A 26716-nucleotide genomic window follows, 5' to 3' on the forward strand; every position below is an offset into this window, starting at 1 on the left:
GCGTTTAGTCGCGATACTCGTCAATGCTGGGGCAAGAGCAGATCAACTGACGGTCGCCAAATACGTTATCAACGCGGTTAACGGCAGGCCAGTATTTAGCGGCTTGTACAGCAGCGGTGGGGAAGGCAGCTAACTGGCGGTTATAAGGCCGTTGCCAGTCACTATCCATCAGGTCCGCCTGAGTGTGCGGCGCATTGACCAGTGGATTATTGTCCAACGGCCATTCACCGCTTTCCACCCGGGCAATCTCGTCACGAATGGCGATCATGGCATCGCAGAAGCGGTCAATTTCATACAGCGACTCCGATTCGGTCGGCTCGATCATTAGCGTGCCTGGCACCGGGAATGACATAGTCGGTGCGTGGAAGCCGTAATCCATTAAGCGCTTGGCAATATCCTCTTCGCTAATCCCGGAGGCCGCTTTAAGCGGGCGAATATCGATAATGCATTCGTGGGCGACGGTGCCGTTCTGGCCGCGATAAAGAATAGGGAATGACGCTTCCAAACGCTTGGCAATGTAATTGGCGTTTAGGATGGCAAGCTCGGTGGCTTCACGCAGCCCGCGCGCGCCCATCATTTTAATATAGGCCCACGAAATCGGTAAAATCGAGGCGCTGCCAAAGGCGGCTGCGGATACCGCACCGCTATCGCTATTCACACCGTTGATTGGCGTAACCACGTGGTTAGAAACGTAGGGCGCTAGGTGCGCTTTAACGCCGATGGGGCCCATGCCTGGGCCACCGCCGCCATGAGGTATACAGAACGTTTTATGCAGATTGAGGTGGGACACATCGCCGCCGAAATCGCCGGGACGCGTCAAGCCCACCTGAGCGTTCATATTGGCACCATCAATATAGACTTGGCCGCCATTGTCATGCACTACTTTGCACGCTTCGCGCACGCTGGTTTCAAACACGCCGTGGGTCGACGGGTAGGTCAGCATAATGGCAGACAGCTGATCGCGGTGCTGCTCGGCTTTCGCGCGTAAATCAGCCATATCAATGTTGCCGTTTTGATCGCATTCAACCACGACCACTTTCATCTGCACCATCGCCGCTGAGGCAGGATTGGTGCCGTGAGCAGAGCTAGGAATCAAGCAGACATCACGATGACCTTCGCCCTGGGCCGCCTGGTAACGGCGAATCGCCACTAAACCTGCATATTCCCCCTGCGCGCCGGAGTTAGGCTGCATGGAGAGATGATCATAACCGGTGACTTCAACCAAAAAGGCTGAGAGCTCATCAATCATCTGATGATAACCAGCCACCTGGTCGCGAGGGGCGAACGGGTGAAGATGTGCAAACGACGGCCAGGAAACGGGGATCATTTCGCTGGTGGCGTTGAGCTTCATGGTGCAGGAGCCGAGCGGGATCATCGCGTGAGCAAGCGACAGATCCTTATTCTCCAGGCGCTTCAAGTAGCGCAACATTTCGGTTTCGCTGCGGTAGCGGCTGAAGGTAGGGTGGCTCAAAAAGTCGCTTTCGCGTTGACAGCTAGCGGGAATACCCGAGGCGCCGTTAGCCACTACCTGCTCGTCCAGCACTGCAACGGCAAGGCCGTGCTCATCGCCCAGCAGCACATCAAATAAGGCGGCTACGTCGTGAGCGGTGGTGGTTTCATCGAGGCTGATGCCCACATTGCCATTGGCGAAGTAGTGCAAGTTAATATCGTGGGTCATGGCGCGGCCATGAATCTTGCCTGCATCAACGCCTGTCAAGCATAGCGTATCAAACCAGCTGTCATGGGCGAGTGCGACGCCTGCCTGCTTAAGGCCTTCAGCAAGTAGGGTGGTCAAACGATGAACGCGGCCCGCAATTTTGCGCAGACCCTCAGCGCCGTGATAGGTCGCATAAAAACCGGCAATATTGGCCAGCAATGCCTGGGCGGTACAGATATTCGAGGTCGCTTTCTCGCGGCGAATATGCTGTTCGCGAGTTTGCATCGCCATGCGCAGGGCGGTATTGCCGCGGCTATCTTTGGAGACGCCGATAATCCGCCCTGGGATTGAGCGCTTGAGCTTATCTGACGTGGCAAAGAACGCTGCATGAGGCCCACCAAAACCCATGGGTACGCCAAAACGCTGGGAGTTGCCCACCACGATATCCGCGCCAAACTTGCCGGGCTCTTTCAGCAGCACCAAACTCAAAAGGTCGGTCGCCACGCAGGTCATGATGTTGCGGTCGGCGGCTGCGTTCAACAGCGGCGCTAAGTCACGAACTTCACCGCTGGCAGACGGGTACTGTACCAGGGCTCCAAACACATCGTGGGCTGCCAGTTCTTCGGCTGGGCCCATAATCAGTTCGAAACCAAAGAACTCCGCACGGGTTTTAACCACGTCCAGCGTTTGTGGGAATACATCGTCGGCGACGAAGAAAGCGTTGGATTTGCTTTTCTTATTGCCGCGCTTACACAGCGCCATGGCTTCGGCGGCAGCGGTGGCTTCGTCAAGCAGTGAAGCATTCGCAAGCTCCATGCCGGTTAAATCCATTACCACTTGCTGGAAGTTCAGTAGGCCTTCCAGGCGGCCTTGAGAGATTTCCGGTTGGTAAGGCGTATAAGCCGTGTACCAACCTGGATTTTCCAGCACATTGCGCTGAATGACCGCTGGCATGTGCGTGCCGTAATAGCCCTGGCCAATATAGCTTTTAGCCACGCGATTTTGCCGCGCCAGCTGAGCTAAGTACTCTAACGCTTCGGATTCACTGCGCGGATCGTCTAGCGACAGTTCGCGCCCAAGGCGGATATCGCTCGGCACGGTCTGCTCGATCAGATCTTCCATGTGCTGCATATTAAGCGCTTTTAACATCGTGGTAACGTCATCACTACTTGGACCATTATGACGTTTAATAAAAGCATCGTGGTCGGCCAGCTCGGCCAGGCGGCGTGTTTCAAGAGACATGAAGAAGATTCCGAACGTTAAGAGAGAGCCGTGCAGGATAATAAGCGAAGCGCCTGCCAGAAAAGGCAGGCGCCTGAGTATGCTTTATTCGTCAGCGCTGAGCGTTGCCTGGTAGGCATCGGCGTCTAACAGGCCATCAATGGTATCGCTGTCTAAGCGAACTTTCATAATCCAGCCGCCTTCATAAGGCGCGTCATTGACTGTTTCGGGAGCGTCTTCAAGGGCTTCATTCACTTCAATCACTTCGCCCGCAACGGGGGAGTAAAGATCAGAAGCGGCTTTAACCGATTCAATCACACCAAACTCTTGGCCTTTTGTCAGCGCCGCGCCCACTTCCGGCAGTTCCACAAAGACGACATCACCCAGTGCTTGTTGGGCGTGATCGGTAATACCGACGGTAACGGTGCCATCTTTATGGTCAAGTACCCACTCGTGGCTTTCAGCGTAACGAAGATTGGCAGGAAGGTTGCTCATGATGTTTTCCTATATGAAACAGTTTTCTGGACCCGGGCATACTAGCGGTTGTCGCTCGCCTTGGCGACTGTCGGCTAGCGGAAAGCGAGCGAATAAAGATGCATGTTAACGTGTTTCCAATCGGAAACAAATTTCTTATCTGCTCCCTTTAAACGTAGTAGAGCGAGGTATTTTGATTCCGTTATTCTTTTGTGTTTGGTTATGAAAAAAGCGGCATCCTCTATGCGCAAGCGACATCACCATAGAAGACCACTAGCCACATAGTGTAAAACATGCAGATTCTGGGTTAACAAATGCAACAAACCAACAGGGTGAGGAGAAGCACATGGAAACATTAACTAGCCTCTTGGGGGCAATCAACGGCGTGGTGTGGGGACCCATCATGTTGATCTTGCTCCTGGGTGTAGGTATCTACCTGCAGATTGGCTTGAAACTGATGCCGATTAGAAAGCTCGGTATGGGTTTCAAGCTAATGTGGGCAGGACGTGAGCCAAAACCAAGCGCTGATAAAGCGGTGAGTAAAGAGGGTGATGAGGGGGAAATATCTCCCTTTGATGCGTTGATGACAGCGCTGTCGGCGACCATCGGTACCGGTAACATTGCCGGTGTCGCCACAGCGATTGCGCTAGGTGGCCCTGGCGCGGTTTTTTGGATGTGGATTACCGCGCTAGTAGGGATGGCGACGAAATTTGCCGAAGCGGTATTGGCTGTCCGTTACCGTGAAACCGATAGCACTGGCTTCCACGTCGGTGGGCCGATGTTTTATATCAAAAACGGCTTGGGCAAAAAATGGCTCTGGTTGGGCGGGGTCTTTGCTTTCTTTGGCGCCGTGGCTGCTTTCGGTATTGGTAATACCGTACAGTCGAACTCGGTAGCCGATGCCATGGATGCCACTTTTGGCGTGCCGCACTGGATCACGGGTGTGATCATTATGGTGCTGGCAGGAGCGGTAATTCTAGGTGGTATAAAGCGTATCGCTAAGGTGGCGGGTAAACTGGTCCCCATCATGGGCATTGCCTATGTGGTGGCAGGTCTGCTGGTATTGATCATTAACGCCGGACAGATTGGCGAAGCTTTTGGCTTAATCTTTTACTACGCCTTTAACCCGATGGCGGCGGCCGGTGGTTTTGCCGGTGCAGCGGTTATGGCGGCGATTCGCTTTGGTGTGGCGCGCGGCATTTTCTCTAACGAAGCGGGTTTAGGTAGTGCGCCGATTGCCCACGCAGCGGCAAAAACCAAAAATCCGGTTCGCCAGGGCTTAATCGCGATGCTGGGTACCTTTATCGATACCATTATTGTCTGCACGATTACCGCGCTGGTGATTTTGACTTCTACCGTATGGGTCGACGGTGAAGCCGGCGCATCGCTGACTGCGCTCTCGTTTGACGCCGCGCTGCCAGGGTTCGGTAATCAAATTGTCGCGGTCGCCTTGGCTGTCTTTGCCTTCACCACCATTCTTGGCTGGTCATTTTATGGTGAGAAATGTTGCCAGTTCCTGTTTGGCACGCGTTCTATCATGATCTATCGCGTGCTGTTCGTGTTGGCGATCCCGCTAGGCGCCATCGCGCAATTGGGCTTTATCTGGTTAATGGCGGATACCTTCAATGCCATGATGGCCATTCCCAACCTGATTGCCTTGGCACTGCTTTCGCCGGTAGTCTTTAAGCTAACCAAGGACTATTTCGATGGCAAAGATGTACTACCGGGTGAAGAACTGGAACACGATCAATAAAACCTTCAGCTTGTTACGTGAGCTGCAAGTGAATGTTTGATGTATAGCTAAATGGAGTCGGGAAGGCACACAGGTGGCTTCCCGTTCTCTTTTGTGAGTGAAGAATTTCTAAGTGAGGAATCCCCCATGTCTGAATTAAAGCAAACGCCGCTGCATGCGCTGCACCTCCAATTGGGTGCCAAAATGGTGCCTTTTGCTGGCTACGAAATGCCTGTGCAGTACCCGCTGGGGGTCAAAAAAGAGCATGAACACACTCGCCAAAAGTGCGGCCTATTTGACGTCTCACACATGGGCCAGATTAGTGTGTCCGGCAATAATGTCGCTGAAGCGCTGGAAACCTTGATACCCGCTGATTTAGTGGGGCTTGCAAAAGGCGCTCAACGGTATGGGCTATTCACCAGCACTGAAGGTGGCATTATTGATGACCTGATGGTGGTCAATGCAGGCGATCACTTTTATCTCGTAGTGAACGCTGCCTGTAAAGATCAGGATTTAGCGCATTTGCGTTTGAATTTAGCATCAACCCATGAGGTTGAGACATTAGATCGTGGCTTGCTGGCGCTCCAAGGGCCTCAGGCGCGAGATGTGATGCAGCGATTGTGTCCTGAAGCGTGCGAGTTAGTGTTTATGCAGCATGGCCGCTTCACTATTGCGGGGCAGGAAGTGTGGGTGAGCCGCAGTGGCTATACCGGTGAAGATGGCTTTGAAATTTCAGTCGCGGCTGATGCCTGCGAAGCTTTCGCCGAGCGGTTGCTGGCAGAACCTGAAGTAGAGGCTATTGGCTTGGGCGCACGGGATTCATTGCGTCTGGAAGCAGGGTTATGCCTCTACGGGCACGATATGGATATGCAAACGACGCCTGTTGAAGCCGGGTTGATTTGGGCGATTGGTAAACCACGTCGCCATGGCGGCGAGCGTGCAGGCGGTTTTCCTGGGGCTGACGTTATCCTGCATCAAGTCGATGCCAAAGATCATACCCGCAAGCGCGTTGGTCTGTTGGCCGACGGGCGTGCACCGGTACGTGAGGGGGCGCAGCTGGTAGACGAAGCGGGCAATGAGATTGGGGTGGTGACATCGGGCAGCTTTGGACCGAGCATCGGTAAACCGGTGGCGATGGGTTATGTGCCCCGTGAGCTGGAGGCACCGCAAAGCACTGTGTTTGCGGTAGTGCGCGGTAAGCAGTTACCCATGGTGGTTACCCCTATGCCGTTTGTAAAACCAGGCTACTATCGCGGCTAACAAAACGGCAGGCACTAACCTAAACCCTACGGTCCCTGTTTAAACAGGGGCCGCTTGGTTTTAACAAGTGCTTTAACCAGTGCTTTACGAAGAGCTTTAGCGCAGCACCTGCCTAGGATCGATGGGTTTACCACCCTGGCGTAGATCAAAGAGAAGATCATAGCGTTGAGTAGCACTGCTTTGGCCGACTTCGCAAAGCGCATCACCCGCGTTCACCTGCTTGCCTACCTTGACCAATATGCGATCACAAAGCGCGTAGACGGTTTGGAGATTGTCGGCATGATGCACGATCACGACCTCACCCAACTGACGCATTCCATCGGCGAAACGTACCTCACCCGGGGCGACAGATTTTGCTTGGGCGCCCGGTTGTGTTGCCAGCAGCATTGGCTGCAGAGTGCCACGGCTATCTGGGCCAAAGCGGCGGACCACGCGATAATCGTCTAATGGCCAGGGCCAGCGTCTAGCTGAAGCGGGCAGTGCCTGACTGGGTGCACTACTGGGCGCAGCGGCGGGTCGATTAGGGCTAGATGAGCCACTACTGCTCGCAGCGGTTCGAGGTGCAGAGCCGCCAAGCGGAACGCTAACGACTTGGCCTACTCGTAAGTTAGTGGGCGTGGCGCTAGGGTTGGCGCTCTGAATACGGCCGCTGGTGGTTCCAAAATGGCGGGCGACACTCGAAAACGTATCGCCGGGGCGAATTTGGTAACGATAAGGACCGCCGGAGGGCGCGCGCTCTTGCTGAGTGGGAATTAGCAAGCGTTGACCTACCTTAAGCTGTCGAGCATTCACGCCTGGGTTAAACCGTTGTAACCGTTCAAGCGGCACATTAGCGCGGGCCGCCATCTGCCCGAGTGTGTCCCCGCGCTGTACTTGTACCCAATTGCCACTAATATGAGTAGCACTAGGGGCCGCCGCACGCTGAGATGACGATTGAGGCGCATTGGCACAGCCGACAAGCATTCCAGCTAATAGGCAGGTGCTTAACAAACCAATCAGTCGTGATCGGTTTGGCCGTCCAACAAACCATCTTTTTCCCGCCAGAGTGAATTGATCCATGTGTGGAAACGTTCCTTATGCTGCTTTTCGTCGTGGTTATTAGGTGCGTACATCCACTGAGGAATATCTAGTTGCCGTGCGTATAGCGTAATGGGTGCTTCATTACCGCACAAAAAACCCCAAAAAGTGGGGGATGGGTTGGTATAGCTAATGGTTACGTCCAGAATACCATCTAATTGACTGCCTAGCAGGCTAAGTACCTGGGCAACGCCACCTGCTTTGGGGCGCAACAAGTGATGATAAGGGCTTTGCTGGGCATCGCGCTTAGCGACGCTAAAACGCGTGCCTTCGACGAAATTAAAAATCGCAATCGGGGTATTACGTGCCTGTTGGCACATACGCTCGGTAGACGTGCGGTCTATGGTGGCAAGTTTGGGGTTTTTAGCTATTTGTTCACGGCTAAAGCGGCGCATGAAGGGGAATTCGAGTGCCCAAAAAGCCAAGCCAACGATAGGAATCCAGATTAATTGACGTTTGAGGAAAAAACGCGGCATCGGAATACGGCGGTGTAACGCCATGAATAGCATAAAGATATCAGTCCAGCTGCGGTGGTTGGATATTACCAGCCACCACTGATTGGGGCTCAACTGCTCGGGAACGGTGATTGATACGTCAGGCTTAAGCCAATGCCGCATCCACCACAGATTAAAGCCAATCCAGTTGAGTGCTACGGCATTTAAACCCAGCAGCACCTTCTGTTTCAGTCGCTGCCCGGGAGCAATGAGTTTGAGTAGCGTCAACAGAATTAGAGGTACGCCCCAAAATAGCGTGTTGAGCGTTAGCAGCAGAGCGCTGACAAGCCCCTTGAAAATAGGCATACCACGTTTCCTTACCGTCAGACGAATAGCTTAATACTGAATGCTAAATGATCCTAGCCACGCTGCCCAGCAGAACCCCAGTTCGTCTCATCAACTTAGCAGAGGGTTAGTCGAGAGGGAGCGAAGGCGCTTGAACGGTATTAAGCAGTACAGTGCGAAGCGCATGGGCGGCAACGGAAAGCTCTTGGTGTGTCAAAATACCTACACGGCAAGAGATGGCTGGCGCTGTTAGCGGTATGCACCGGGCGCCCAGCTCATGCATTTGTCGAATACACATAGAAGGCACTGCGCTCACCCCTAACCCGTCAGCAACCATTCTTCCGACGGTGGAGAGCTGGTGGCTTTCAAACGCCACAGGCAGTTCCATGTGTTGTTTCCGCAGCTCCTGTTCCAGTAAGCGGCGCACCATAGAAGGGCGCTGCAGCGTAATAAAATCGTGATTGAGAAGGGTCGACCAAGCGAGCTGTGAGGCTTGATTTAGCGAGGAAGTCGGTGGTACCACCGCGACAAAATGATCTTCAAACAGGGGTGTAAACAGCAGGCTGCCCGCGCCTTCCGGTGAGAAAGCGATTCCCATTTCCACCTGCCGAGAGCGCACCATTTCAGTGACTTCTTCATTGATCACGTCGTGGACTGTGATATTGATCTTGGGATATTGCTGGCGAAACTTAACTAACGCTGCGGGTAACAAGTTACAGGCGAAAGCAGGCATGGCGGCGACGCTTAACCGGCCCAGCTGAAGCGTGAAGCGTTGACGCAACCGTTCTTCGGTATTATCCCATTGGGCCAGCAAGTGTTTGGCCAGCGGTAGCAGTGACTCGCCTTCTGGGGTTAGCCTAACGCTACGGGTGCTCCGGATTAACAATTTGCCCCCCAACGACTCTTCTAACCCTTTGATCGCCAAGCTGAGCGCTGGTTGGGATAAATACAGCCGCTCACAGGCCTGAGTAAAGCTAAGCGTTTGGGCGACCGCGAGAAAGGCGCGCAGCTGTTTGACGGTCATAAAGTGCCTTTTATAAGTTTTATCAATGAATTGATAAGAAAAACAAACTTAACAAATATATCATCTGGCACAACACTGGCACTATCTTAAGGGGCGGTCTATGTATTATTGACAGCTCATATCAATGACCACTCATATTTAATGACAACAACGTGAGGCACAACAATGGCAGGATTCGATAAGCGAGTATCTTCCTACGAAGAAGCGATGGAAGGCATCGAGAGCGGTATGACCGTCATCGCTGGCGGCTTTGGCCTATGCGGCATTCCCGAAAATCTGATCGCTGAAATCAAGCGTCGCGGCGTTAAAGACCTTACCGTGGTTTCAAATAACTGTGGTGTGGATGGTTTTGGCTTGGGGATACTGCTTGAAGATCGTCAAATCAGTAAAATTCTGGCCTCTTACGTAGGTGAAAACGCGTTATTTGAGAAGCAAATGCTGAACGATGAAATTGAGGTGGTGTTGACGCCTCAAGGCACGTTGGCGGAAAAAATGCGCGCAGGTGGTGCGGGTATCCCTGCTTTTTACACTGCCACCGGCTACGGCACGCCGATTGGCGAAGGCAAGGAAGTACGTGTCTTCAATGATCGGCACTATATTTTAGAAGAAGCCATTATTGGTGATTTTGCCATTGTGAAAGGCTGGAAAGCGGATCGCTATGGCAATGTGATGTATCGCCATACAGCACAAAATTTTAACCCCATGGCCGCCACCGCGGGGAAAATCACCGTGGTTGAAGTTGAAGAAATTGTGGAGCCGGGTGAGCTTGAGCCTAGCCAGATCCATACGCCAGGCATTTATGTGGATCGGATTATTCAAGGCACGTTTGAAAAGCGCATTGAAAAACGCACGGTACGTAGTTAAATCACCGCTTTTTCAAAGACTTAAATTTCAAATATCTCACTCGCTTCCCATTTAATGATTCAACAAGAGGTAGTCACCATGGCTTTAACACGAGAACAGATGGCCCAGCGTGTCGCTCGCGAACTTCAAGATGGCTTTTACGTCAATTTGGGCATTGGTATTCCCACCCTGGTTGCCAATTACATTCCAGACGGCATTGATGTCATGCTGCAATCCGAAAATGGACTGCTGGGGATGGGCCGTTATCCTACCGAAGAAGAGCTTGATGCAGATATGATCAATGCGGGTAAAGAGACCGTGACGGCGCGCCCAGGCGCGGCGATTTTCTCTTCAGCTGAGTCCTTTGCCATGATTCGTGGTGGGCACGTGGATTTGACCGTGCTGGGCGCCTTTGAGGTTGATCAACAAGGCAATATCGCCTCGTGGATGATCCCCGGCAAGCTTATCAAAGGCATGGGCGGCGCCATGGATCTGGTGGCTGGCGCTGACAATATTATTTGCACCATGACGCATGCCTCTAAACATGGCGAATCCAAACTGCTGGAAAAATGTGAGCTGCCGCTGACGGGGGCTGGTTGTATTAACCGTGTTTTGACCGATCTCGCTTATTTGGAAATCAAAGACGGTGCTTTTATCCTCAAAGAGCGTGCGCCCGGCGTTAGCGTTGAAGAAATTGTCGAAAAAACAGCGGGCAAACTAATCGTGCCAGACCACGTGCCTGAAATGACCTTTGACGCTTAATAAGGCACCCCGTCAGCCTTTAAGCCGAGTAGCATTAAAGATAGTGGGATAGTGAGACACTAACTGAAAAGAGTTAGCGTCTCACGCCATTTCACAGCGTGTGTGATGGGGCAGAAGTACGTCGGCCAGGCGCTCGTGACTATGCTCTACATGTTTTTGGACGAGCGCCAGCCCCCCTAAGCAGAGGCGATGTTCATCGCCATCGGCGAATACGGCTTTCTGCGGTGTCGTTGGGTAAAAACGATGGTCGAGCAGCGATGACACCGTAAAAACACCGTTCTGCTGCTCTTGCAGGCTCAGCATACCTACCTCTTGGAGGCGTTGATCCAAAACGGCTAACGGTTCGCCAAGCTGACCACAATCAAAGCCCGCGTGGTGTAAGCGGGGTCCCATCACTGCAAGCCATGCGGCAAGTGGGTGGGCCTGCTGCAACTGCTGATAAAGCGCCCAAGAGGGCATTGGCCAGGGTCTACCGCGACAGAGTAAATTATGCCCTTTGCAATCTTGGGGATGCGATTGACGCACCAGTCCTTCAATTGCTTCTCGTGGCGCTTTAGAAAGGGTGCCTATTTGCAATTCGGCAAGCACCAGCCAGCTACTGCCATCGCTGGGGGCTAGTAAGTGCACGAGTAGGCCTTTGTCCGCCATGGCGTAGTGGCTAATAGCACGGTAGCCCATGTGGGCTAAATTGCTGCTAAGCGCGGTAGCGGAAAAAGGGCCGTAGTTGAGCGTAACTAAGGTTAAATATTCGGCTGCGGCCGAGAGTGGCCACAGCCTCAATGCCCCAATATCGGGGTGTGTATGTACATAGTCTAGCCACAGCTGCTGAACAAACTCCTGACGCTGCATGGTGAACTCCTTGCCCAAAAGTGGCACACCTCGCGTGGGCCATGAGTAACTGCACAGTATAGGCAAGCAAGGCAGGCATGGGTTCAACGGGTATTAACGAGCGTTTTAACGGCAGCGCAGTGCCAATCGCCAATTACTATTAAACGGCGAGGAGCTGTTTGTCGCGGACAAACTGATCAAACTCGGTAAAGCCACCGACATGGGTTTGATCAACAAACACTTGCGGTACGGTGTGAATGGGTTTGCCAGTTGTCTTGGCGATATCTTCTTTAGTAACGCCTTCAGAAGGCATATCAACATAGCGGTACCCTTCAATTTTTCCGGCTTTTTCCAAGTGATCCGCAAGGTGTTTAGCACGTACACAGAAGGGGCAGGACATCCGACCAAAAATAACCACAAACATAGGTGGCGCTCCTTTACGATAAGCAGAATAAGTTACAAAGTGGAACGTAACCGAGTGAAAAGTCTTTGCGGTACGATAATCTGCGCCCATTGTGGCTTAGCCGCGCTTATTTCGCCAATAGCAGCTCGCTACATTGCCCATTAATGCCTGTTATCACCTGGAAACAATCACACGTTTATGTATACGCTGACTGCTGACGAATACGCCTCTCTTGCTGAACTGGCGAAGGTCTATCGAGATGTGCATTTACCTTCCATGAAACAACAGGAGGGATGGAACCCACGCTTAGGGGTTGATGCGCTATGCTTTCAGCATCATGGTGCTGGAAACATGGTGGGTGCGTTGATTACACCCTGTGAGCTTTGGCTGGTCGTGGTGCCTGATCACGCCCGTCTCACGGAACCCTTGGTAGATACGCTGACGCTTACCTTACCTTCAGGTGCCTATCAACTATCTCTTGAGCGCCTGCCAGGTGGATATGGGCTCTATAAGCGCGCAATCTTGCGCAATTTAGAAGAGCTCGAGAACATGCAGGAGGCTGCTAGGTTGGCGCAGCAAATGATGGCGCGTTTAATGCAACCTGCCGATGAGCCTGACGCTTAACCACATACCGCTATACTGAAAACACCTTCTGACCACTTATGACAAGGAAATGCCTATGACTTCCTCATCCGTTTCAACGCCGCGTGTAGCGCTGGTCACCGGGACCAGCAGTGGTATCGGAGCTGCGGTTGTTAAGCACTTTTGCGAGCTAGGCCATCAAGTGCTTGCTGTCGATTTTAACCCGGCGGGAAAAGCGATTGCTGAACAGGCTGGCGCTGCCTTTTTTGAAGCCGACCTGACCGACCCAGATGCCTGCCGTGCGGCGGTAGCCGATGCGGTTAAGCGTTTTGGCGGGGTTGATATATTGGTCAATAACGCCGGTATCCAGCATGTTGCGTCGATCGAGACGTTTCCCGAGGAAAAGTGGCGGCAGATTATGGATCTGATGCTGACCGCTCCCTTTCTGCTCACGCAAGCGGCCTGGCCGCACATGCGCGAAAAAGGCTGGGGGCGCATCGTTAACGTGGCTTCAATACATGCCCAGGTGGCCTCGCCAGGCAAAGCAGCTTACATCATCGCCAAGCACGGGATGATTGGTCTGACTAAAACCGCAGCGTTGGAAGGTGGCGAGCAAGGGATTACCGCTAACGCTGTTTGCCCTGCCTATGTAAAAACGCCACTGGTGGATAATCAGATCGCCGACCAAGCTAAATTGCACGGTATGGATGAACAGGAAGTGATTGAGAAAGTCATGCTCAAAGAGGCGGCGATCAAACGCCTGATCGAGCCTGAGGAAGTGGCGCAATTAGTCGCCTACTTGGCGTCCGATGCTGCCGGTGCAGTGACCGGATCAAGCTTTAATATTGATCTAGGCTGGACGGCGCATTAAGCGTTGAGGCCCCCGCCTAAACGCTTAAGTGGGGGCGGGGGCTTGAACTGGCGAGCAGTTAGCCAACAAACTAACGCCGCACTGGGCGTTTTTGTAATTTGCGCTGCAGGGTACGGCGGTGCATGCCCAGTGCTCGGGCGGTGGCCGATATATTGCCGTCGTGCTCCTGGAGTACCTTCTGAATATGCTCCCAGGTGATGCGGTTAATCGAAGGTGGGTTATCAGCCAACTCAATATCAGGGTCGCCACTTTGGCGCTCAAAGGCCGTGAGCACGTCGTCTGCATCTACTGGCTTGCAGAGATAATTAACTGCACCAAGCTTAATGGCCTCAACGGCAGTTGCAATGCTGGAGTAGCCTGTCAGCACCACAATGCGACACTGGGGCGAAATGGCCAGTAGCTCGGGAAGCAGCTTTAAGCCCGAACTATTTTCCAGTTTTAGATCAAGGGTCGCCATCGTGGGTAAGTACTGGGCGGCCATTGCCAGGGCCTGATCGGCATCATGGGCAACAATGACTTCGTAACCACGCCGCGTTAAAGCGCGATTTAGCACATGACAAAACATTTCATCGTCATCAACAATCAGCAGGCGTTGGTCTCGCGTTTGCATGTTGTCCTCAATCCATTAAAGGCGATGCTTGGGCAGCCGGGTTTAATGCGGTGCCGCGCAGCGGGGCAGTGTAACTTCCGTTAGCGTACCCCCTTCCGGGTGATTATACAGGCTTACCCCGCCTCCAAAGCGATTGATAGTGGCATGGGTTAAAAACAAACCAATACCCATGCCTTTGCTTTTTGTGGAGATAAACGTTTCCCCTAGCTGGTCGGCAATCGACATGGCCACCCCTGGGCCATGGTCGCGTATATCAATGACCACATTTTCATCCTGCCAATCTAAACGAATCGCAATGTGCTCAGGGTTGGCGTCGGCGGCGTTGTTCAAAAGATTCGTTAACGCTTGGTCAAGCGTGGCATCAACCGCAAGCCATGGCCTGCTACGCTTCTCAGCTACCTCGAACTGATGGCTCACATCAGGCCTTAGCACTAGCCAGCGCTGCACAACGCCTGCTAGCCAAACTTCTGCGTCAAGTACTTCAGGCTCTGCCATTCGGCGCCTGTCCGCATTAGAGACTAAGTTTTGCAGCCGTGATTTGCAGACGTCCACCTGCTGACGCAGTAGGGTAATGTCCTCATGCAGTTCAGACTCAGGTAGCGCGTCGGCCTGCATTTCTTTGAGTAGTACCGCCATGGTAGAGAGCGGCGTTCCCAATTCATGCGCTGTGCCGGCGGCTTGAGTGGCTACTGCCAATACCTGTTCATTACGCAGTGCGGCTTCCCGGGTGCGGGAAAGTGCCTGGTCCCGGCTACGCAATGCGTGGGCCATTTTGTAGATAAAAAAGGTCACCAGCCCAGCTGAGAGGCCAAAGTTAAGCCACATGCCCAATATGTGCAGGCTCAAGGGGCTGTCGCTATTAATATGACCCAATTGCGGGATTGGGTAGTAAGAGAACATTAAAGACGTATACCCCGCCATAGCGCAGGCGGCAATGATCCAGGCGTGGCGCCAGGGCAGGGTGGCGGCGGCAATAGTGACCGGCACTAAGTAGTAGGTAATAAAGGGGTTGGTGGAGCCCCCGGAAAAGTAAAACAGCAGTGTAAGGCCTGCAATATCGGCCAATAGGTGTAGTAGATACTCTAGGTGGGTAACGGCCCTTGGGCGACCCAGCCGCCACCAGGTGGCGATATTGAGTATGCCCATGGCTATCACCACGCTTACCACAGCAGTCACTGGTAAATCGAAGGCGAGCAATTCGACACCCACAATAATTGCCAGTAAAAAACCGGTCCAGGTGATACCGCGCACGATAGTGAGCCGCACTAAATTACGGTTGGGCGTAGAGAGCGGAAGTGGTAGAGCCGTTGGCATGATGAGCTTACTTAGTCCTGGTTTTTAGGCCATGAATAACAAACTTAATAAACAACGTCATGACGTAGGTGGCCCAGCCAGCAGAGGCCAGGATATTAAATAGCAGCATTTTAGGCGGCAACCAGGCACTGCCTAACAGGGCTTCCAGCATGATGTGAAAGAACATCGCCAGCAGCAGTGGTAGGGCTAAAATATGTATCCACATGTCGGTACGTCGTTTGCGAATATGGTAACGACCCAACAAATAGCGCAGCGGCCGATGCGCCCAGCAGAACACCACGAGAGCACCAATCACTAACAAACTGGCGAGGGTAGGCTCCGTGCTGCCCATATGGGCTGACAGCGAAATTGACCAAGCCAGGCTTAGCCATAACACGCCCTCCAGACTGGCAATGACATCCGCATAACGTCGCACATTCTGCATAACAATCGGGTCCTTAACGTTAAAAGCGAGCTATCAACCCAAATCGTTAAAACGGGTTCATTAAGAAAAGCGCCGTCATGATACGACACTTGGGCAAATGTGTGGTGCTCGAAGAGTGGATTTATCCAATCGCGCAATTGCGTATACTGTCGCTATCATTTTTCTGACATCACTTCAGTACAGGACTCGCCGTGGACACTGTAACATTGACCCGCCCCGATGATTGGCATCTTCATTTACGCGATGGTGAAGCGTTAAAGGCGGTGGTAGGCCATACTGCCGCACAGATGGGGCGGGCCATTATTATGCCTAATCTAACCCCGCCGATCACCACAACCTCCCAGGCAATTGATTACCGTCAACGTATCCTAGACGCCTTACCTGCGGGCAGTACTTTTGAGCCCTTAATGGTGCTTTACCTTACCGATACCACGCCTCCCGAAGAGATTGAGCGTGCAGCGCAGAGCGGTATCGTCAAAGCGGTCAAGCTTTACCCTGCGGGTGCCACAACAAATTCTGACTCCGGTGTGACCGACTTGGCCCATTGTGATGCCACCATTGCCAAGATGGTTGAAGTAGACATGCCCCTGTTAGTGCATGGCGAAGTCACTACCGCTGAGATTGATATTTTTGATCGCGAAGCAGTATTTATTGAAAACGTAATGAAGCCTTTGCTGGAGCGCCACCCAACGCTCAAAGTGGTGTTTGAACATATCACTACTCAGCAGGCAGCAGAGTTTGTAGCGCAAGCGCCAGACAACGTGGCCGCTACCATTACCGCCCATCACTTACTCTTCAATCGCAATAAAATGTTGGTCGGTGGTATTCGCCCTCACTACTACTGCTTGCCGATTCTCAAACGTGAGCAGCATCGTCAGGCGCTTTTGAAAGCAGCCACCAGCGGTAGCCATAAGTTCTTTTTGGGCACCGATAGCGCGCCTCACTCTCAGGGTGCTAAAGAGTCAAGCTGCGGCTGTGCGGGTGCTTATACCGCCCCCGCCGCCATTGAACTTTACGCGACTGCTTTCGATGAAATGAATGCCTTGGACAAGCTGGAAGCCTTTGCCAGCCTTAACGGGCCGCGCTTTTATGGCCTGACGCCTAACGCTGACACCATGACGCTAGAACGACGCGAATGGCGACTGTCAGAAAGCTACTCCTATGCCCAAGGCGAGGCGATTATTCCGCTATTGGCGGGCGAAACGCTTGGATGGGCCATTAAGGCGTAGCCCTGAGATACCAGCTAGCCTTGGCTAAGCTGCTTCAGCATTTGATCGACCATGCGCGATGAGTGGTCGGCAGCTACTTCCAAAAACTCATCAAAAGAGAGGTGGTTGTCGCCACTGCCGGGAATATCAGAGAGCGCGCGGATCAGGACGAAAGGACACTGGTAGAGATAGCATGTCTGAGCAATCGCAGCGCCTTCCATCTCAACGGCCAGCATGGTGGGGAACTGGGCGCGGGTTGCTTCTACGCGCGCCGGATCGGCCATGAAGGCGTCCCCCGTGGCGATCAGCCCTTCGCGTACGCTGACCTCACCTAATGATGCAATGGCGTTACGGGCAATGTCTCGTAGCGCCGTGTCGGCCTGATAGGCGGCGGGCATCCCAGGCACTTGGCCCATCTCATAGCCAAATACGACGGCGTCAACATCGTGATGGCGTACTTCATCAGAGATGATCACATCGCCAATCTTTAAATCGGTGGCAAATCCACCCGCCGAACCGGTATTGATAATGGCGTCGGGTTGGTGGCGCTCCAATAAAATAGCGGTGCCCACTGCCGCGTTGACTTTGCCAATCCCTGACTGCAAAACAATGACCTCAAGGCCGTAACGCGTGCCAGTATGAAAAACAAAGCCCGCATGCTCATAGCGTTCTGCATTATCTAACTGAGCTACCAAGGTGCTTACTTCTTGCGCCATTGCGCCAATAATACCGATACGTTGCACTGCGCCATGCTCCTGCATAAAAGGGGTGAAAATGTATGAATCAGGCGTGATCCTGGGACGTCAAATCGTGCCGCTCAGCGGCTTCAAGCGTGTTTTCGAGCAGCGTTGCGACGGTCATGGGGCCTACGCCGCCTGGAACCGGGGTGATAAAGCTGGCGCGTTCAGCGGTGGCGGCGAAATCAAGGTCGCCTTTTAGCGTGCCATCTTCCTGGCGATTAATACCCACATCAATCACGACAGCCCCTGGCTTAATCCATTCCCCTTTAACGATGCCTGGCTTGCCGACGGCCACAACCACAATGTCAGCGCGGCTAACGTGGTCTTTAAGGTTCTGGGTAAAACGGTGGCAAACGGTAGTTGTACAGCCCGCGAGCATCAGTTCAAGCGCCATAGGGCGGCCAACAATGTTAGAAGCGCCGACCACGGTGGCGTCCAAGCCGCGTAGTGCGATATCGCTTTGCGCCAGTAAGGTCATGATGCCTTTAGGGGTGCAAGGGCGTAGCGCAGGCATGCGCTGTGCTAAGCGACCAATGTTGTAAGGGTGAAAGCCATCAACATCTTTATCAGGGCGAATACGCTCTAGAATAGGGCCGGCATCTAAGTGCTTGGGTAGTGGCAGTTGAACCAGTATGCCATCTACGGCCGGGTCGCTATTGAGCTGATCAACCAGCATTTCTAATTCATGCTGAGTGGTCGCAGCGGGCAGAGTATGCTGGAAGGAAAGAATGCCTGCCTGTTCGCAGGCGCGGTGCTTATTACTGACGTAAACGTGAGAGGCGGGATCATCTCCTACCACAACTACGGCTAGGCCCGGTGCTCGTGCGCCTGCATCTTTACGTGCGGCAACTTTCTCGGCAACCTGTTGGCGAACAGTAGCAGCGATGGCTTTGCCATCGATTAGTTGGGCAGTCATGTAGAGAAATCCCTGTGGATGTGGAAAAGGACTAGGCGGGGTCTTGAAGCCTTTTGACTTAACGGCTTTTCAAGGCAGTACCTAGTGCTACTAGCGCAGTTGGCTGCACTTTCTAAGGCAGCAATTTTCGCACGCTAGGGCATCCAGGCAAAGCGCCTTCACGAACAATCACTTTAATGGTTGACTTTAAAATTAAAAATAGTAATATATGCCTCGCTTGAGACGGACCAAGCGGTAGCGTCTAGGGTGATGAAAAATCGGGATGTAGCGCAGTCTGGTAGCGCGCCTGCTTTGGGAGCAGGATGTCGGGGGTTCGAATCCCTCCATCCCGACCACACCTAAACGTGAAAGGTAGTAGCTTGCTTTTTCAAGCTTTGGTTGTGGTCTAGTGCTCATCAGTATTCGTTATTTCTGAATGCTTTTTGTGCGCCCATAGCTCAACCGGATAGAGCAACGGCCTTCTAAGCCGTAGGTTGCGGGTTCGATTCCTGCTGGGCGTGCCACCTGATTTTAGTGGTAACACCCGTCAGAGAATCACATCTTCAAGCATGTAATACTTGTTTCTACGTAAGATTGTCTATGGTGGGTGTAGCTCAGGGGTAGAGCCCCGGATTGTGACTCCGGTGGTCGTGGGTTCAAATCCCATCATCCACCCCAGTGACAATGTTTGCGTTTCCAGTTTTAGGTTGTGGTGGGTGTAGCTCAGTGGTAGAGCCCCGGATTGTGACTCCGGTGGTCGTGGGTTCAAGTCCCATCATCCACCCCATTACCCCGCATAGTTCCTTCTTGTTATCTCCTCTTTTTTAGCGTTTATCTTCCAGCGATTATGCCCTTTTTAGGGATTTTCTTGTTTTTGAATTTTATATCTCTACGTTCTTGTTAACACGTTCCTGCTAGCGCGGCATTACTTTAATGCGATTGCCGGCCATGTTGGTAAGCGGTTCAGGCATGCCGAGTAAATATCCTTGTGCATAGTCAATTCCCATCTGATGTAACGTATCCAATGTTGCCTGGGTTTCAACAAACTCAGCAATGGTCTTAACGCCCAGTGCTTTACCGACGGCATGAATCGCCTCAACCATTGCTCTATCAATCGGATCTTGATGCACATTGCGGATAAAATTACCGTCAATTTTTAGATAATCGACGGGTAGCTGCTTCAAGTAGCTGAAAGAGGAAAGCCCGGTGCCAAAATCATCCAATGCAAACCGGCAGCCGTAGGCTTTCAGAGTATGAATCAATGTTTTGACGCGTGAGAGCTGTGCGATCGCGGTGCTTTCAGTGATTTCAAAACAGAGTGTGCCGTGAGGCAGATCGGCAGTGGACACCTGAGCAATAAGATCCTGACAAAATTCAGCGTCAGAAAGCGACGCCCCGGATAGATTGATGCCCCATAGGCTATGCGCTGACGGAACAGAGTGGCGGTTTTGATCCCCTAGCCAGGCCAGAGTATTACGAATTACCCAACGATCAATGCGTCCCATAAAGTGGTAGCGCTCAGCGGCAGGTAAAAAACTTCCTGGGGCGATGAGTTCACCATGCTCTTCGAGCCGAAGTAATATCTCACGGTAAGCGGGGGCGTCAGCACAAATGGCTTTGATCGGTTGAGCAAAAAGCCGAAAAGCATCATTGTCCAGGCCATTTTGCAAGCGCTGAACCCACTGTAGCTCACCGTGCTTTTCCAATAAAAAATGATCATCAGGCTGATAGCAGTGGATACGATTGCGGCCTGCCTCTTTGGCGGCATAGCACGCCGCATCAGAAGCGTGGAGTGCTTGGCTAAGCTGCATTGGCTGAGCAGCGTGGAGTTCTACCAAGCCAATGCTAACCCCAATCCCAAACGTATGCTCTTGCCAGGCAAAACGATAATTCTCTATATCGCTGCGTAGTGCCTCGGTAATCACTAGTGCTCTTTCTATCCCGCAATCTGGTAGCAGTAGGGCGAACTCATCGCCACCGAGACGCGCGGCAATATCGCTGCTGCGTACATGGGATTTCAGCTTTAATGATACTTGGCGCAACAGTTCGTCACCCGCGAGATGACCGCAGGTATCATTGACGATTTTGAACTGATCAAGATCCAGGTAGCACATCACGTGCTGGCCATCCTCCCGATTGAGAAGCGCTGTAAGTGCTGTTTCAAAGGCGCGCCGATTCAACAGGTCGGTTATTGTCGTGGCTGACCTGATAGCTCAACTGTTCTGTAAGCTGGCGTGTGAGGCTAACATCTTGAAAAACCACAACAGCGCCCAGGGTAATGCCGCTGCGTGAACGAATGGGTGAGGCGCTATGCTGGATGGGGGTATGCGTGCCGTCATGGTGGACGAGCATGCAATGTTCGGTTGATTGCACTTGCGTTAGCTGTGTCAGTACTTGCCGGGCTGGATTACTTATGGAGTCGCCGCTGATTTCCTCAAGTAGTTGGTAAACCACATGAATAGGTTTATCCATGGCCTCTTCAAGAGTCCAGCCGGTCAGTCGCTTGGCTTCCGCATTGATAAACGTGACATTGCCGCTGGCATCACAGGTAATTACGCCATCACCGATGGAGGCTAGAGTGGTGCGAGCAAGATCACGTTCGCGATTTAACTGCTCTTGAAGCTGTCTGCGCTCGGTGATGTCGCGCACCATGCCAGAGCGCTCTGATGCGGAGCCGCTGGCGCCTTCGCTCACCTGTATTTCGAGATAACGCACTCGCTTATCGGCTGTACGTCGTTTGATTTCATGGCGTGCACCGGGTGTCAGCTTGAAGTTCGGTAGCAGCGTGGAAACGGGTTGGCCGATGAGAGTGGCGGCGTCGACATTAAAGAGCAGCTCAGCGCCGGGGTTAAGGCTTGTCAGCGAGCCGTCTGCTTGCCATGTGATTACTCCATCGCGCAGGTTACGCAGCATCACGCGGGTGTGGCCGAGGGCGGTTTCAAGGGCCGCTGTTACCCGATTATAGCTGGCCGCTATTTCGCCCACTTCAGTAAACGGGTCGGCTTCAATTCGCTGGCGAATATCGCCTTGCTGTTCGTGCTGGCGCATATGTTCGAGTAGCTGGTTCAGCTCATTATTGGCGCCATGCTCGGCTAAATTAAGACCCATTTTTTCAGCTTCAGGCGAGACCCTTAAGGGCAGAAAGCGACGAGTGATACGAAATAGCAGCCATGCGCTGCCAAAGCTCCAGATGCCACAAACGACAACACCAAGAAGCTGAATGCCGAATTGAGCGGGTCGGGACAGGCCACTATCCAGCAGTGTCATATCCGCCACCCAGGGTAGTGCGAGTGTGCCCCAAATGCCTGATACTAAATGGGCAGGTATGGCGCATACGGCGTCATCAATACGCTTACTCAGCAGCCATTCGCTGGTCAGTACCATTAGCACGCCGCTAACCGCCCCCAAGCCAAATGCTGCTGGGAGCGAGATCACATGCGCACTGGCGGTGACGGCGACTAGACCAGCAATGGCGCCATTAATTGCGTACATCACATCGGCGTAACGACGTGTGCGCATTCCCATGAGCATGCCGGAAAGGATGCCGCCAACGGCTCCAAGCACGGTATTAGCCAATATGCCGGGTATCTGGTCAGTAACAGCCAAGGTGCTACCGCCGTTAAAGCCGAACCAGCCTAATATCATAAACAGCGCGCCAAGCATCGCGAGTGGAAGGTTGCCAGAGGGAAAAGCGGTAGGAGGCTTGTCGTGTGCGAAACGACCACTGCGTGGGCCGATGCAGAGTACTGCTGCCAGCGCTACCCAGCCACCTACACTGTGAACCACTGTGGAGCCGGCAAAATCAACAAACCCTAGAGCCCCTAACCAGCCTGCGGCATCACCTAGTAGCCCGCCCCAAGCCCAGTGGCCGAATACGGGGTAGATGATTAACGCGATCCAGAGCGCCGTCCAGATATATGCCAGAAAGGGCATGCGTTCCGCCACCGCACCCGACACAATGGTCGCGGCGGTCGCGCAGAACATTGCCTGGAAGATGAATACCGTAATCACCCAGCTGCCCGAAGCGTCTAACTGCCAGCCGAATAACGTCGTACCTACAACACCGCCCAACGAATCACCAAACATGATGTCGAATCCGATGAGCCAAAAAACACTGACGGCAATCGCAAAGTCCGCTACGTTTTTCATAGCAACATTAATCGCGTTCTTGGTACGCGTTGTGCCAGCCTCTAAGCATAGAAAACCAGCTTGCATCACAAATACCAGAGCGGCTGCCCAGAGTACCCAGAGCGTATCGATCAGCGAGCTATCCAGATTTAGCGTGGCAGGCATGGTGTTTTCCTTTGTTACTAGTACGAGGGCATCTTTTGGTGCGAGCGCTTCTTTTTGGTGCTTTATGTGTTTTTCGCAGAGGAGGAGAGGCCGTTACGACGTCTTCAATTGCATACCGTTCAGGTTACCTAATAGAAACTACGCAATTGTTATGCCGCTAATAGTGTTGTCATCCTTTTTAGCTCGCTATGGAGCATTAATTACTTATTTTTGGCTCTAAAACAGCGTTTTCTACTATATTAATGCAGTTGGTTTGGTGATATTTTTCAAATAGTTATTACTTACCAATCATGGTGCTGAATCGACAGCGGGGAGTGCATCAACATGGCGCGTCAAACGGTAGTTTTAGGAGCAGGGATGGTAGGTGTCAGCATTGCGTGGCATCTGCGTCAGCGCGGTCATGACGTCACCGTGGTAGACCGCCTCCAGCCTGGTCGAGAAACCTCGTTTGGCAATGCAGGCATTATTCAGCGTGAAGCCGTTAGGCCTTACCCCTTTCCACGGGATGTTAAAACGCTCTTGAGCGTATTGCCTAATCGACGGGTTGATATTCGCTATCGTCCTACGGGCATGGTGAATGTCGCTTCTCCACTGTTGCGCTACTGGATGAATTCAGCGCCGAAGGCTTACCAGAAAATCGTGCCGGAATATGCATCTTTGATTCAGCAGTCACTGAAGACTCACGGCCCGATGATTGAGGCTGCCGGAGCGGAACACTTAGTGCGCAGGCAGGGATGGCTTGAGCTTTACCGTACCCCTGAAAAGTTGGCCGCACGGTTAAAAGATGCCGAAGAGGCGCGCCGTCTTTATGGTGTTCAATTTGAGCAACTGGATCGGGCTGCGCTGATGGAGAAAGAGCCTTCCCTTAGCGAACATATTATTGGTGCGATTCACTGGCTCGACCCTTGGACCGTGGCCGACCCCGGTGCGCTGGTCGCGGCTTATGCCCAAGCATTCAGCAATGATGGCGGGCGCATTCTGCAGGCGGATATCACCTCGGTTCAGCAGGTGGGTGGCCGGTGGCAGGTAAGTACTGCCGCTGAAACGTTAGAAGCAGACGACGTTGTGGTGGCGCTAGGGCCTTGGGCGGGTAGCTGGCTGAAGGAGCTTGGCTACCATTTCCCTACCTTTGTGAAGCGTGGCTATCACATGCACTACGCCCCACAAGCAGAGGCCAAGCTAAATTACTGGGTCATGGATGCTGAAATTGGCTACCTGCTGGCGCCGATGAATGCGGGTATCCGCTTGACCACCGGGGCAGAGTTAGACCGCCTTGATGCCCCCGCCGACGTTAACCAACTGGGCGCGGCAGAGAAAGTGGCGCGCAGTGTGTTTCCGTTAGGGGAGCGCCGCGATGAAGCCCCTTGGAAAGGTGCGCGGCCGTGCCTGCCCGATATGAAGCCAGTGATTGGCCCAGCGCCACGCCACCCAGGTTTATGGCTCGCCTTTGGGCATGGGCATCAAGGGTTTACTCTTGGTCCTGCAACGGGTCATTTGCTGGCAGATATGATGGAAGGGCAGCCTACCGCAATTGATATGAAGCCGTTTCGCGCTGACAGGTTTTGAACGGGCGCTATATTCGTTAATGATTCGGCGAGTTAAGCCGATAGTTGTAGATGCTGGCATTAGTAATAGTGACGATATCTTTGTGCGTGATCTAATGCTTTGCTAGTTTGTAAGTACATTTGCATACCATTAGGTGAAAATATGGATGTAGGCATCAGCAGTTCAGTCAGTGCCTCGCTTTATATGAATCAGGCGCAAACAGCCGAACAGGCGCAGATGCAGGTGTTCAAAGAAGCCTTGGACACCCAGGCTGAGCAGGTGACGGAAGTTTTAGCCTCTGCCAACACCGGTGCACAACCGGACTTGGCCAAAGAAGGCAGCGTCGGTACTCAGGTGAACACCTACGCATAACGCCTAGAAGCAGCATCTCGTTGCATGCTTCGTTAAAAACGCTGACTTCGTCAGCGTTTTTTTTGGCCTCTCCAATTGCTTAGTCACTCATAAAGCCAGCCGCGACAAAAGCGGTCTCCAGGCGTTACAATTGTCTCAATGGACATTGCTCACCGCGTGCTAATCAATCACTGGAAAGCGGCGCGGAGTAAACATTTTCAAAGAGGCACAATGAAAGAGACTCAGTTAGCCCATGAGGCGGGGCTTAGACGCACCTTTGCGATCATTTCGCACCCTGACGCTGGTAAAACCACCATTACTGAAAAGATGCTGCTGTTTGGCAACGCCATCCAGTTGGCCGGTTCGGTCAAGAGCAAGCGTAACGATCGGCACGCAACGTCGGATTGGATGAAAATGGAGCAGGAGCGGGGTATCTCTGTCACTACCTCGGTAATGCAGTTCCCCTATGGCGGGCGCATCGTCAACCTGCTGGACACCCCAGGTCATGAAGACTTCTCCGAAGATACCTACCGTACGCTTACAGCGGTAGACTCTGCCTTGATGGTCATCGACGGCGCAAAGGGCGTCGAGGATCGTACTATCAAGTTGATGGAGGTATGTCGCCTGCGTACAACGCCGATCCTTACCTTTATCAATAAAATGGACCGCGATATCCGTGATCCTATTGAAGTCATGGATGAAGTCGAAACTGTTTTAAACATTCAATGTGCGCCAATGACCTGGCCGATTGGCATGGGGCGCCACTTCAAGGGCGTTTATCACCTCTACAATGATGTGATCCATCTCTACACGCAGGGGCAGGGTAGCCGAATCCCTGAAGACAAGCGTATTGAGGGCCTGGATAATCCCGAGGTCGATGCTGTGCTCGGGGAAGAGCAGGCGGAAGAGCTGCGCATGGAAGTGGAGCTGGTGCGCGGTGCATCCCATGAGTTTGATCTGGACGCCTATCGCCGTGGTGAGCTTTCGCCGGTCTATTTCGGTACTGCAATGGGTAACTTCGGCGTGCGCGAAATGCTAGACGGCTTTGTCGAATACGCGCCGCCGCCCCAGGCCCATGAAACCGATACCCGGGTCGTCACTTCTGATGATGATCGCTTCACCGGTTTCGTGTTTAAAATTCAGGCTAACATGGATCCCAATCATCGCGATCGCATCGCTTTCTTGCGGGTCTGTTCAGGCAAGTACGAAAAGAACATGAAAATGCGCCATGTGCGTATTGGCAAAGACGTCAAAATTGCCGATGCGTTGACGTTTATGGCCTCTGACCGCTCGCAGGTCGAAGAAGCGTGGCCCGGCGACATTATCGGCCTGCACAACCACGGTACCATTCAGATCGGCGATACTTTTACCGTCGGTGAAGATATGCGCTTTACCGGTATACCGCACTTTGCGCCAGAACTCTTTAAGCGCGTGCGGTTAAAAGACCCGCTCAAGATGAAGGCGTTGCAAAAAGGCTTGCAGCAACTTTCTGAAGAGGGTGCTACCCAGGTCTTTATGCCGATGGACAATAACGACCTGATTCTTGGCGCCGTGGGTACCCTGCAGTTCGATGTGGTCGCTCATCGCCTGAAAGAGGAGTATAAGGTCGACTGCTTGTACGAAGGCGTCAATGTGCAGACTGCCCGCTGGGTCTACTGTGAGGATGCTAAAAAACTCGAAGAGTTTAAGCGTAAAGCCAGCGCTAATCTGGCGATTGATGGCGGTGGCTATCTCACTTATATCGCGCCGACTCGGGTTAACCTGCAGATGACCCAGGAGCGCTGGCCGGACATTCGCTTCCAACCCACCCGCGAACACTAAGT

24 protein-coding genes and 4 tRNA genes are annotated in these 26716 nt (G+C 52.9%); 14 read left to right on the top strand and 14 right to left on the bottom strand.

All coding sequences use genetic code 11. From position 1 onward, the window contains the following. Positions 1-4: 4 nt before the first annotated feature. On the bottom strand, positions 5-2899 hold the full coding sequence (gene gcvP / locus HUO07_RS01455) for an aminomethyl-transferring glycine dehydrogenase (RefSeq protein ID WP_176302080.1): 2895 nt from the start codon (positions 2897-2899) through the stop codon (positions 5-7). Between the two features lie 84 nt (positions 2900-2983). Next, positions 2984-3373, bottom strand: coding sequence for a glycine cleavage system protein GcvH (gcvH, locus tag HUO07_RS01460; protein WP_176302081.1), 390 nt, complete (start codon positions 3371-3373; stop codon positions 2984-2986). 325 nt (positions 3374-3698) lie between these two features. On the opposite strand from gcvH, the gene HUO07_RS01465 reads away from it, so the two are divergent. Beyond that, positions 3699-5105: an alanine/glycine:cation symporter family protein gene (locus tag HUO07_RS01465; protein ID WP_176302082.1), complete on the top strand. Its 1407-nt coding sequence runs from the start codon at positions 3699-3701 to the stop codon at positions 5103-5105. Positions 5106-5231: 126 nt separating this feature from the next. Further along, positions 5232-6344 (top strand): glycine cleavage system aminomethyltransferase GcvT, encoded by a 1113-nt coding sequence (gene gcvT, locus HUO07_RS01470; protein WP_176302083.1) that lies wholly within the window; start codon positions 5232-5234, stop codon positions 6342-6344. Between the two features lie 96 nt (positions 6345-6440). On the opposite strand, the gene HUO07_RS01475 is transcribed toward gcvT, so the two are convergent. From HUO07_RS01475 to HUO07_RS01485, 3 genes are all read right to left on the bottom strand, one after another. After that, positions 6441-7307: a LysM peptidoglycan-binding domain-containing protein gene (locus HUO07_RS01475; RefSeq protein ID WP_176302268.1), complete on the bottom strand. Its 867-nt coding sequence runs from the start codon at positions 7305-7307 to the stop codon at positions 6441-6443. A gap of 32 nt (positions 7308-7339) precedes the next feature. After that, positions 7340-8221: an acetyltransferase gene (locus HUO07_RS01480; protein ID WP_176302084.1), complete on the bottom strand. Its 882-nt coding sequence runs from the start codon at positions 8219-8221 to the stop codon at positions 7340-7342. Between the two features lie 106 nt (positions 8222-8327). Next, complete coding sequence (locus HUO07_RS01485) at positions 8328-9224, bottom strand: LysR family transcriptional regulator (protein WP_101147242.1); 897 nt, start codon at positions 9222-9224, stop codon at positions 8328-8330. A gap of 165 nt (positions 9225-9389) precedes the next feature. On the opposite strand from HUO07_RS01485, the gene HUO07_RS01490 reads away from it, so the two are divergent. Continuing rightward, positions 9390-10088 (top strand): CoA transferase subunit A, encoded by a 699-nt coding sequence (locus tag HUO07_RS01490; RefSeq protein ID WP_008958017.1) that lies wholly within the window; start codon positions 9390-9392, stop codon positions 10086-10088. Positions 10089-10166: 78 nt separating this feature from the next. Continuing rightward, positions 10167-10829 (top strand): CoA transferase subunit B, encoded by a 663-nt coding sequence (locus HUO07_RS01495; protein ID WP_008958016.1) that lies wholly within the window; start codon positions 10167-10169, stop codon positions 10827-10829. Positions 10830-10910: 81 nt separating this feature from the next. Here HUO07_RS01495 and HUO07_RS01500 read toward each other — a convergent pair whose 3' ends face one another. Both HUO07_RS01500 and HUO07_RS01505 read right to left on the bottom strand, forming a co-directional pair. Next, complete coding sequence (locus HUO07_RS01500) at positions 10911-11678, bottom strand: VOC family protein (protein ID WP_176302085.1); 768 nt, start codon at positions 11676-11678, stop codon at positions 10911-10913. A 139-nt stretch (positions 11679-11817) separates the two neighbouring features. Further along, positions 11818-12081 (bottom strand): GrxA family glutaredoxin, encoded by a 264-nt coding sequence (locus HUO07_RS01505; protein WP_176302086.1) that lies wholly within the window; start codon positions 12079-12081, stop codon positions 11818-11820. Between the two features lie 177 nt (positions 12082-12258). Here HUO07_RS01505 and hybE point away from each other — a divergent pair, with 177 nt between their 5' ends. Both hybE and HUO07_RS01515 read left to right on the top strand, forming a co-directional pair. After that, positions 12259-12684, top strand: coding sequence for a [NiFe]-hydrogenase assembly chaperone HybE (gene hybE, locus HUO07_RS01510; protein WP_176302087.1), 426 nt, complete (start codon positions 12259-12261; stop codon positions 12682-12684). 55 nt (positions 12685-12739) lie between these two features. Further along, the gene (locus HUO07_RS01515) at positions 12740-13513 is read left to right on the top strand and encodes a 3-hydroxybutyrate dehydrogenase (RefSeq protein WP_176302088.1); all 774 of its coding nucleotides are present in this window, start codon (positions 12740-12742) and stop codon (positions 13511-13513) included. A gap of 70 nt (positions 13514-13583) precedes the next feature. Here HUO07_RS01515 and HUO07_RS01520 read toward each other — a convergent pair whose 3' ends face one another. Genes HUO07_RS01520 through HUO07_RS01530 form a run of 3 tightly spaced genes read right to left on the bottom strand, consistent with a single transcriptional unit; the run spans position 13584 to position 15861 of the window. Further along, complete coding sequence (locus HUO07_RS01520; RefSeq protein ID WP_101147247.1) at positions 13584-14123, bottom strand: response regulator transcription factor; 540 nt, start codon at positions 14121-14123, stop codon at positions 13584-13586. Positions 14124-14165: 42 nt separating this feature from the next. After that, positions 14166-15437, bottom strand: a complete 1272-nt coding sequence (locus HUO07_RS01525; RefSeq protein ID WP_176302089.1) for an ATP-binding protein — start codon at positions 15435-15437, stop codon at positions 14166-14168. Positions 15438-15444: 7 nt separating this feature from the next. Continuing rightward, positions 15445-15861 (bottom strand): hypothetical protein, encoded by a 417-nt coding sequence (locus HUO07_RS01530; protein ID WP_176302090.1) that lies wholly within the window; start codon positions 15859-15861, stop codon positions 15445-15447. Between the two features lie 191 nt (positions 15862-16052). Here HUO07_RS01530 and pyrC point away from each other — a divergent pair, with 191 nt between their 5' ends. Next, on the top strand, positions 16053-17090 hold the full coding sequence (gene pyrC, locus HUO07_RS01535) for a dihydroorotase (RefSeq protein WP_176302091.1): 1038 nt from the start codon (positions 16053-16055) through the stop codon (positions 17088-17090). Positions 17091-17104: 14 nt separating this feature from the next. Here pyrC and mtnN read toward each other — a convergent pair whose 3' ends face one another. Further along, the gene (gene mtnN / locus HUO07_RS01540; RefSeq protein WP_176302092.1) at positions 17105-17812 is read right to left on the bottom strand and encodes a 5'-methylthioadenosine/S-adenosylhomocysteine nucleosidase; all 708 of its coding nucleotides are present in this window, start codon (positions 17810-17812) and stop codon (positions 17105-17107) included. A 40-nt stretch (positions 17813-17852) separates the two neighbouring features. Further along, the gene (gene folD / locus HUO07_RS01545) at positions 17853-18725 is read right to left on the bottom strand and encodes a bifunctional methylenetetrahydrofolate dehydrogenase/methenyltetrahydrofolate cyclohydrolase FolD (protein WP_176302093.1); all 873 of its coding nucleotides are present in this window, start codon (positions 18723-18725) and stop codon (positions 17853-17855) included. Positions 18726-18983: 258 nt separating this feature from the next. On the opposite strand from folD, the gene HUO07_RS01550 reads away from it, so the two are divergent. The 4 genes from HUO07_RS01550 (at position 18984) to HUO07_RS01565 (ending at position 19491) form a co-directional block, all read left to right on the top strand. Then, positions 18984-19060: transfer RNA gene (locus HUO07_RS01550), tRNA-Pro, on the top strand. 91 nt (positions 19061-19151) lie between these two features. Next, a tRNA-Arg gene (locus HUO07_RS01555) sits at positions 19152-19228 on the top strand. Between the two features lie 79 nt (positions 19229-19307). Beyond that, positions 19308-19382 (top strand) — tRNA-His (locus HUO07_RS01560). A gap of 34 nt (positions 19383-19416) precedes the next feature. Next, positions 19417-19491 (top strand) — tRNA-His (locus HUO07_RS01565). 127 nt (positions 19492-19618) lie between these two features. Here HUO07_RS01565 and HUO07_RS21665 read toward each other — a convergent pair. Both HUO07_RS21665 and HUO07_RS21670 read right to left on the bottom strand, forming a co-directional pair. Then, positions 19619-20884, bottom strand: a complete 1266-nt coding sequence (locus HUO07_RS21665) for an EAL domain-containing protein (protein ID WP_246286388.1) — start codon at positions 20882-20884, stop codon at positions 19619-19621. Next, entirely contained in the window at positions 20865-22997 is a 2133-nt protein-coding gene (locus tag HUO07_RS21670) for an ammonium transporter (protein ID WP_246286389.1), read from the bottom strand. The genes HUO07_RS21665 and HUO07_RS21670 overlap by 20 nt, the downstream gene beginning before the upstream one ends. Positions 22998-23321: 324 nt before the next feature. On the opposite strand from HUO07_RS21670, the gene HUO07_RS01575 reads away from it, so the two are divergent. The 3 genes from HUO07_RS01575 to HUO07_RS01585 all read left to right on the top strand — a co-directional run bounded on the left by HUO07_RS01575 (position 23322) and on the right by HUO07_RS01585 (position 26714). Then, positions 23322-24563: an NAD(P)/FAD-dependent oxidoreductase gene (locus HUO07_RS01575; RefSeq protein ID WP_176302094.1), complete on the top strand. Its 1242-nt coding sequence runs from the start codon at positions 23322-23324 to the stop codon at positions 24561-24563. A 141-nt stretch (positions 24564-24704) separates the two neighbouring features. Next, a complete protein-coding gene (locus HUO07_RS01580; protein ID WP_101147253.1) occupies positions 24705-24914 on the top strand; it encodes a putative motility protein in 210 nt (69 codons plus the stop codon). A 210-nt stretch (positions 24915-25124) separates the two neighbouring features. Next, entirely contained in the window at positions 25125-26714 is a 1590-nt protein-coding gene (locus HUO07_RS01585) for a peptide chain release factor 3 (RefSeq protein ID WP_176302095.1), read from the top strand. Positions 26715-26716 lie beyond the last annotated feature (2 nt).

The sequence above is a fragment of the Vreelandella maris genome (assembly GCF_013371085.1).
Classification (GTDB): Bacteria; Pseudomonadota; Gammaproteobacteria; order Pseudomonadales; family Halomonadaceae; genus Vreelandella; species Vreelandella maris.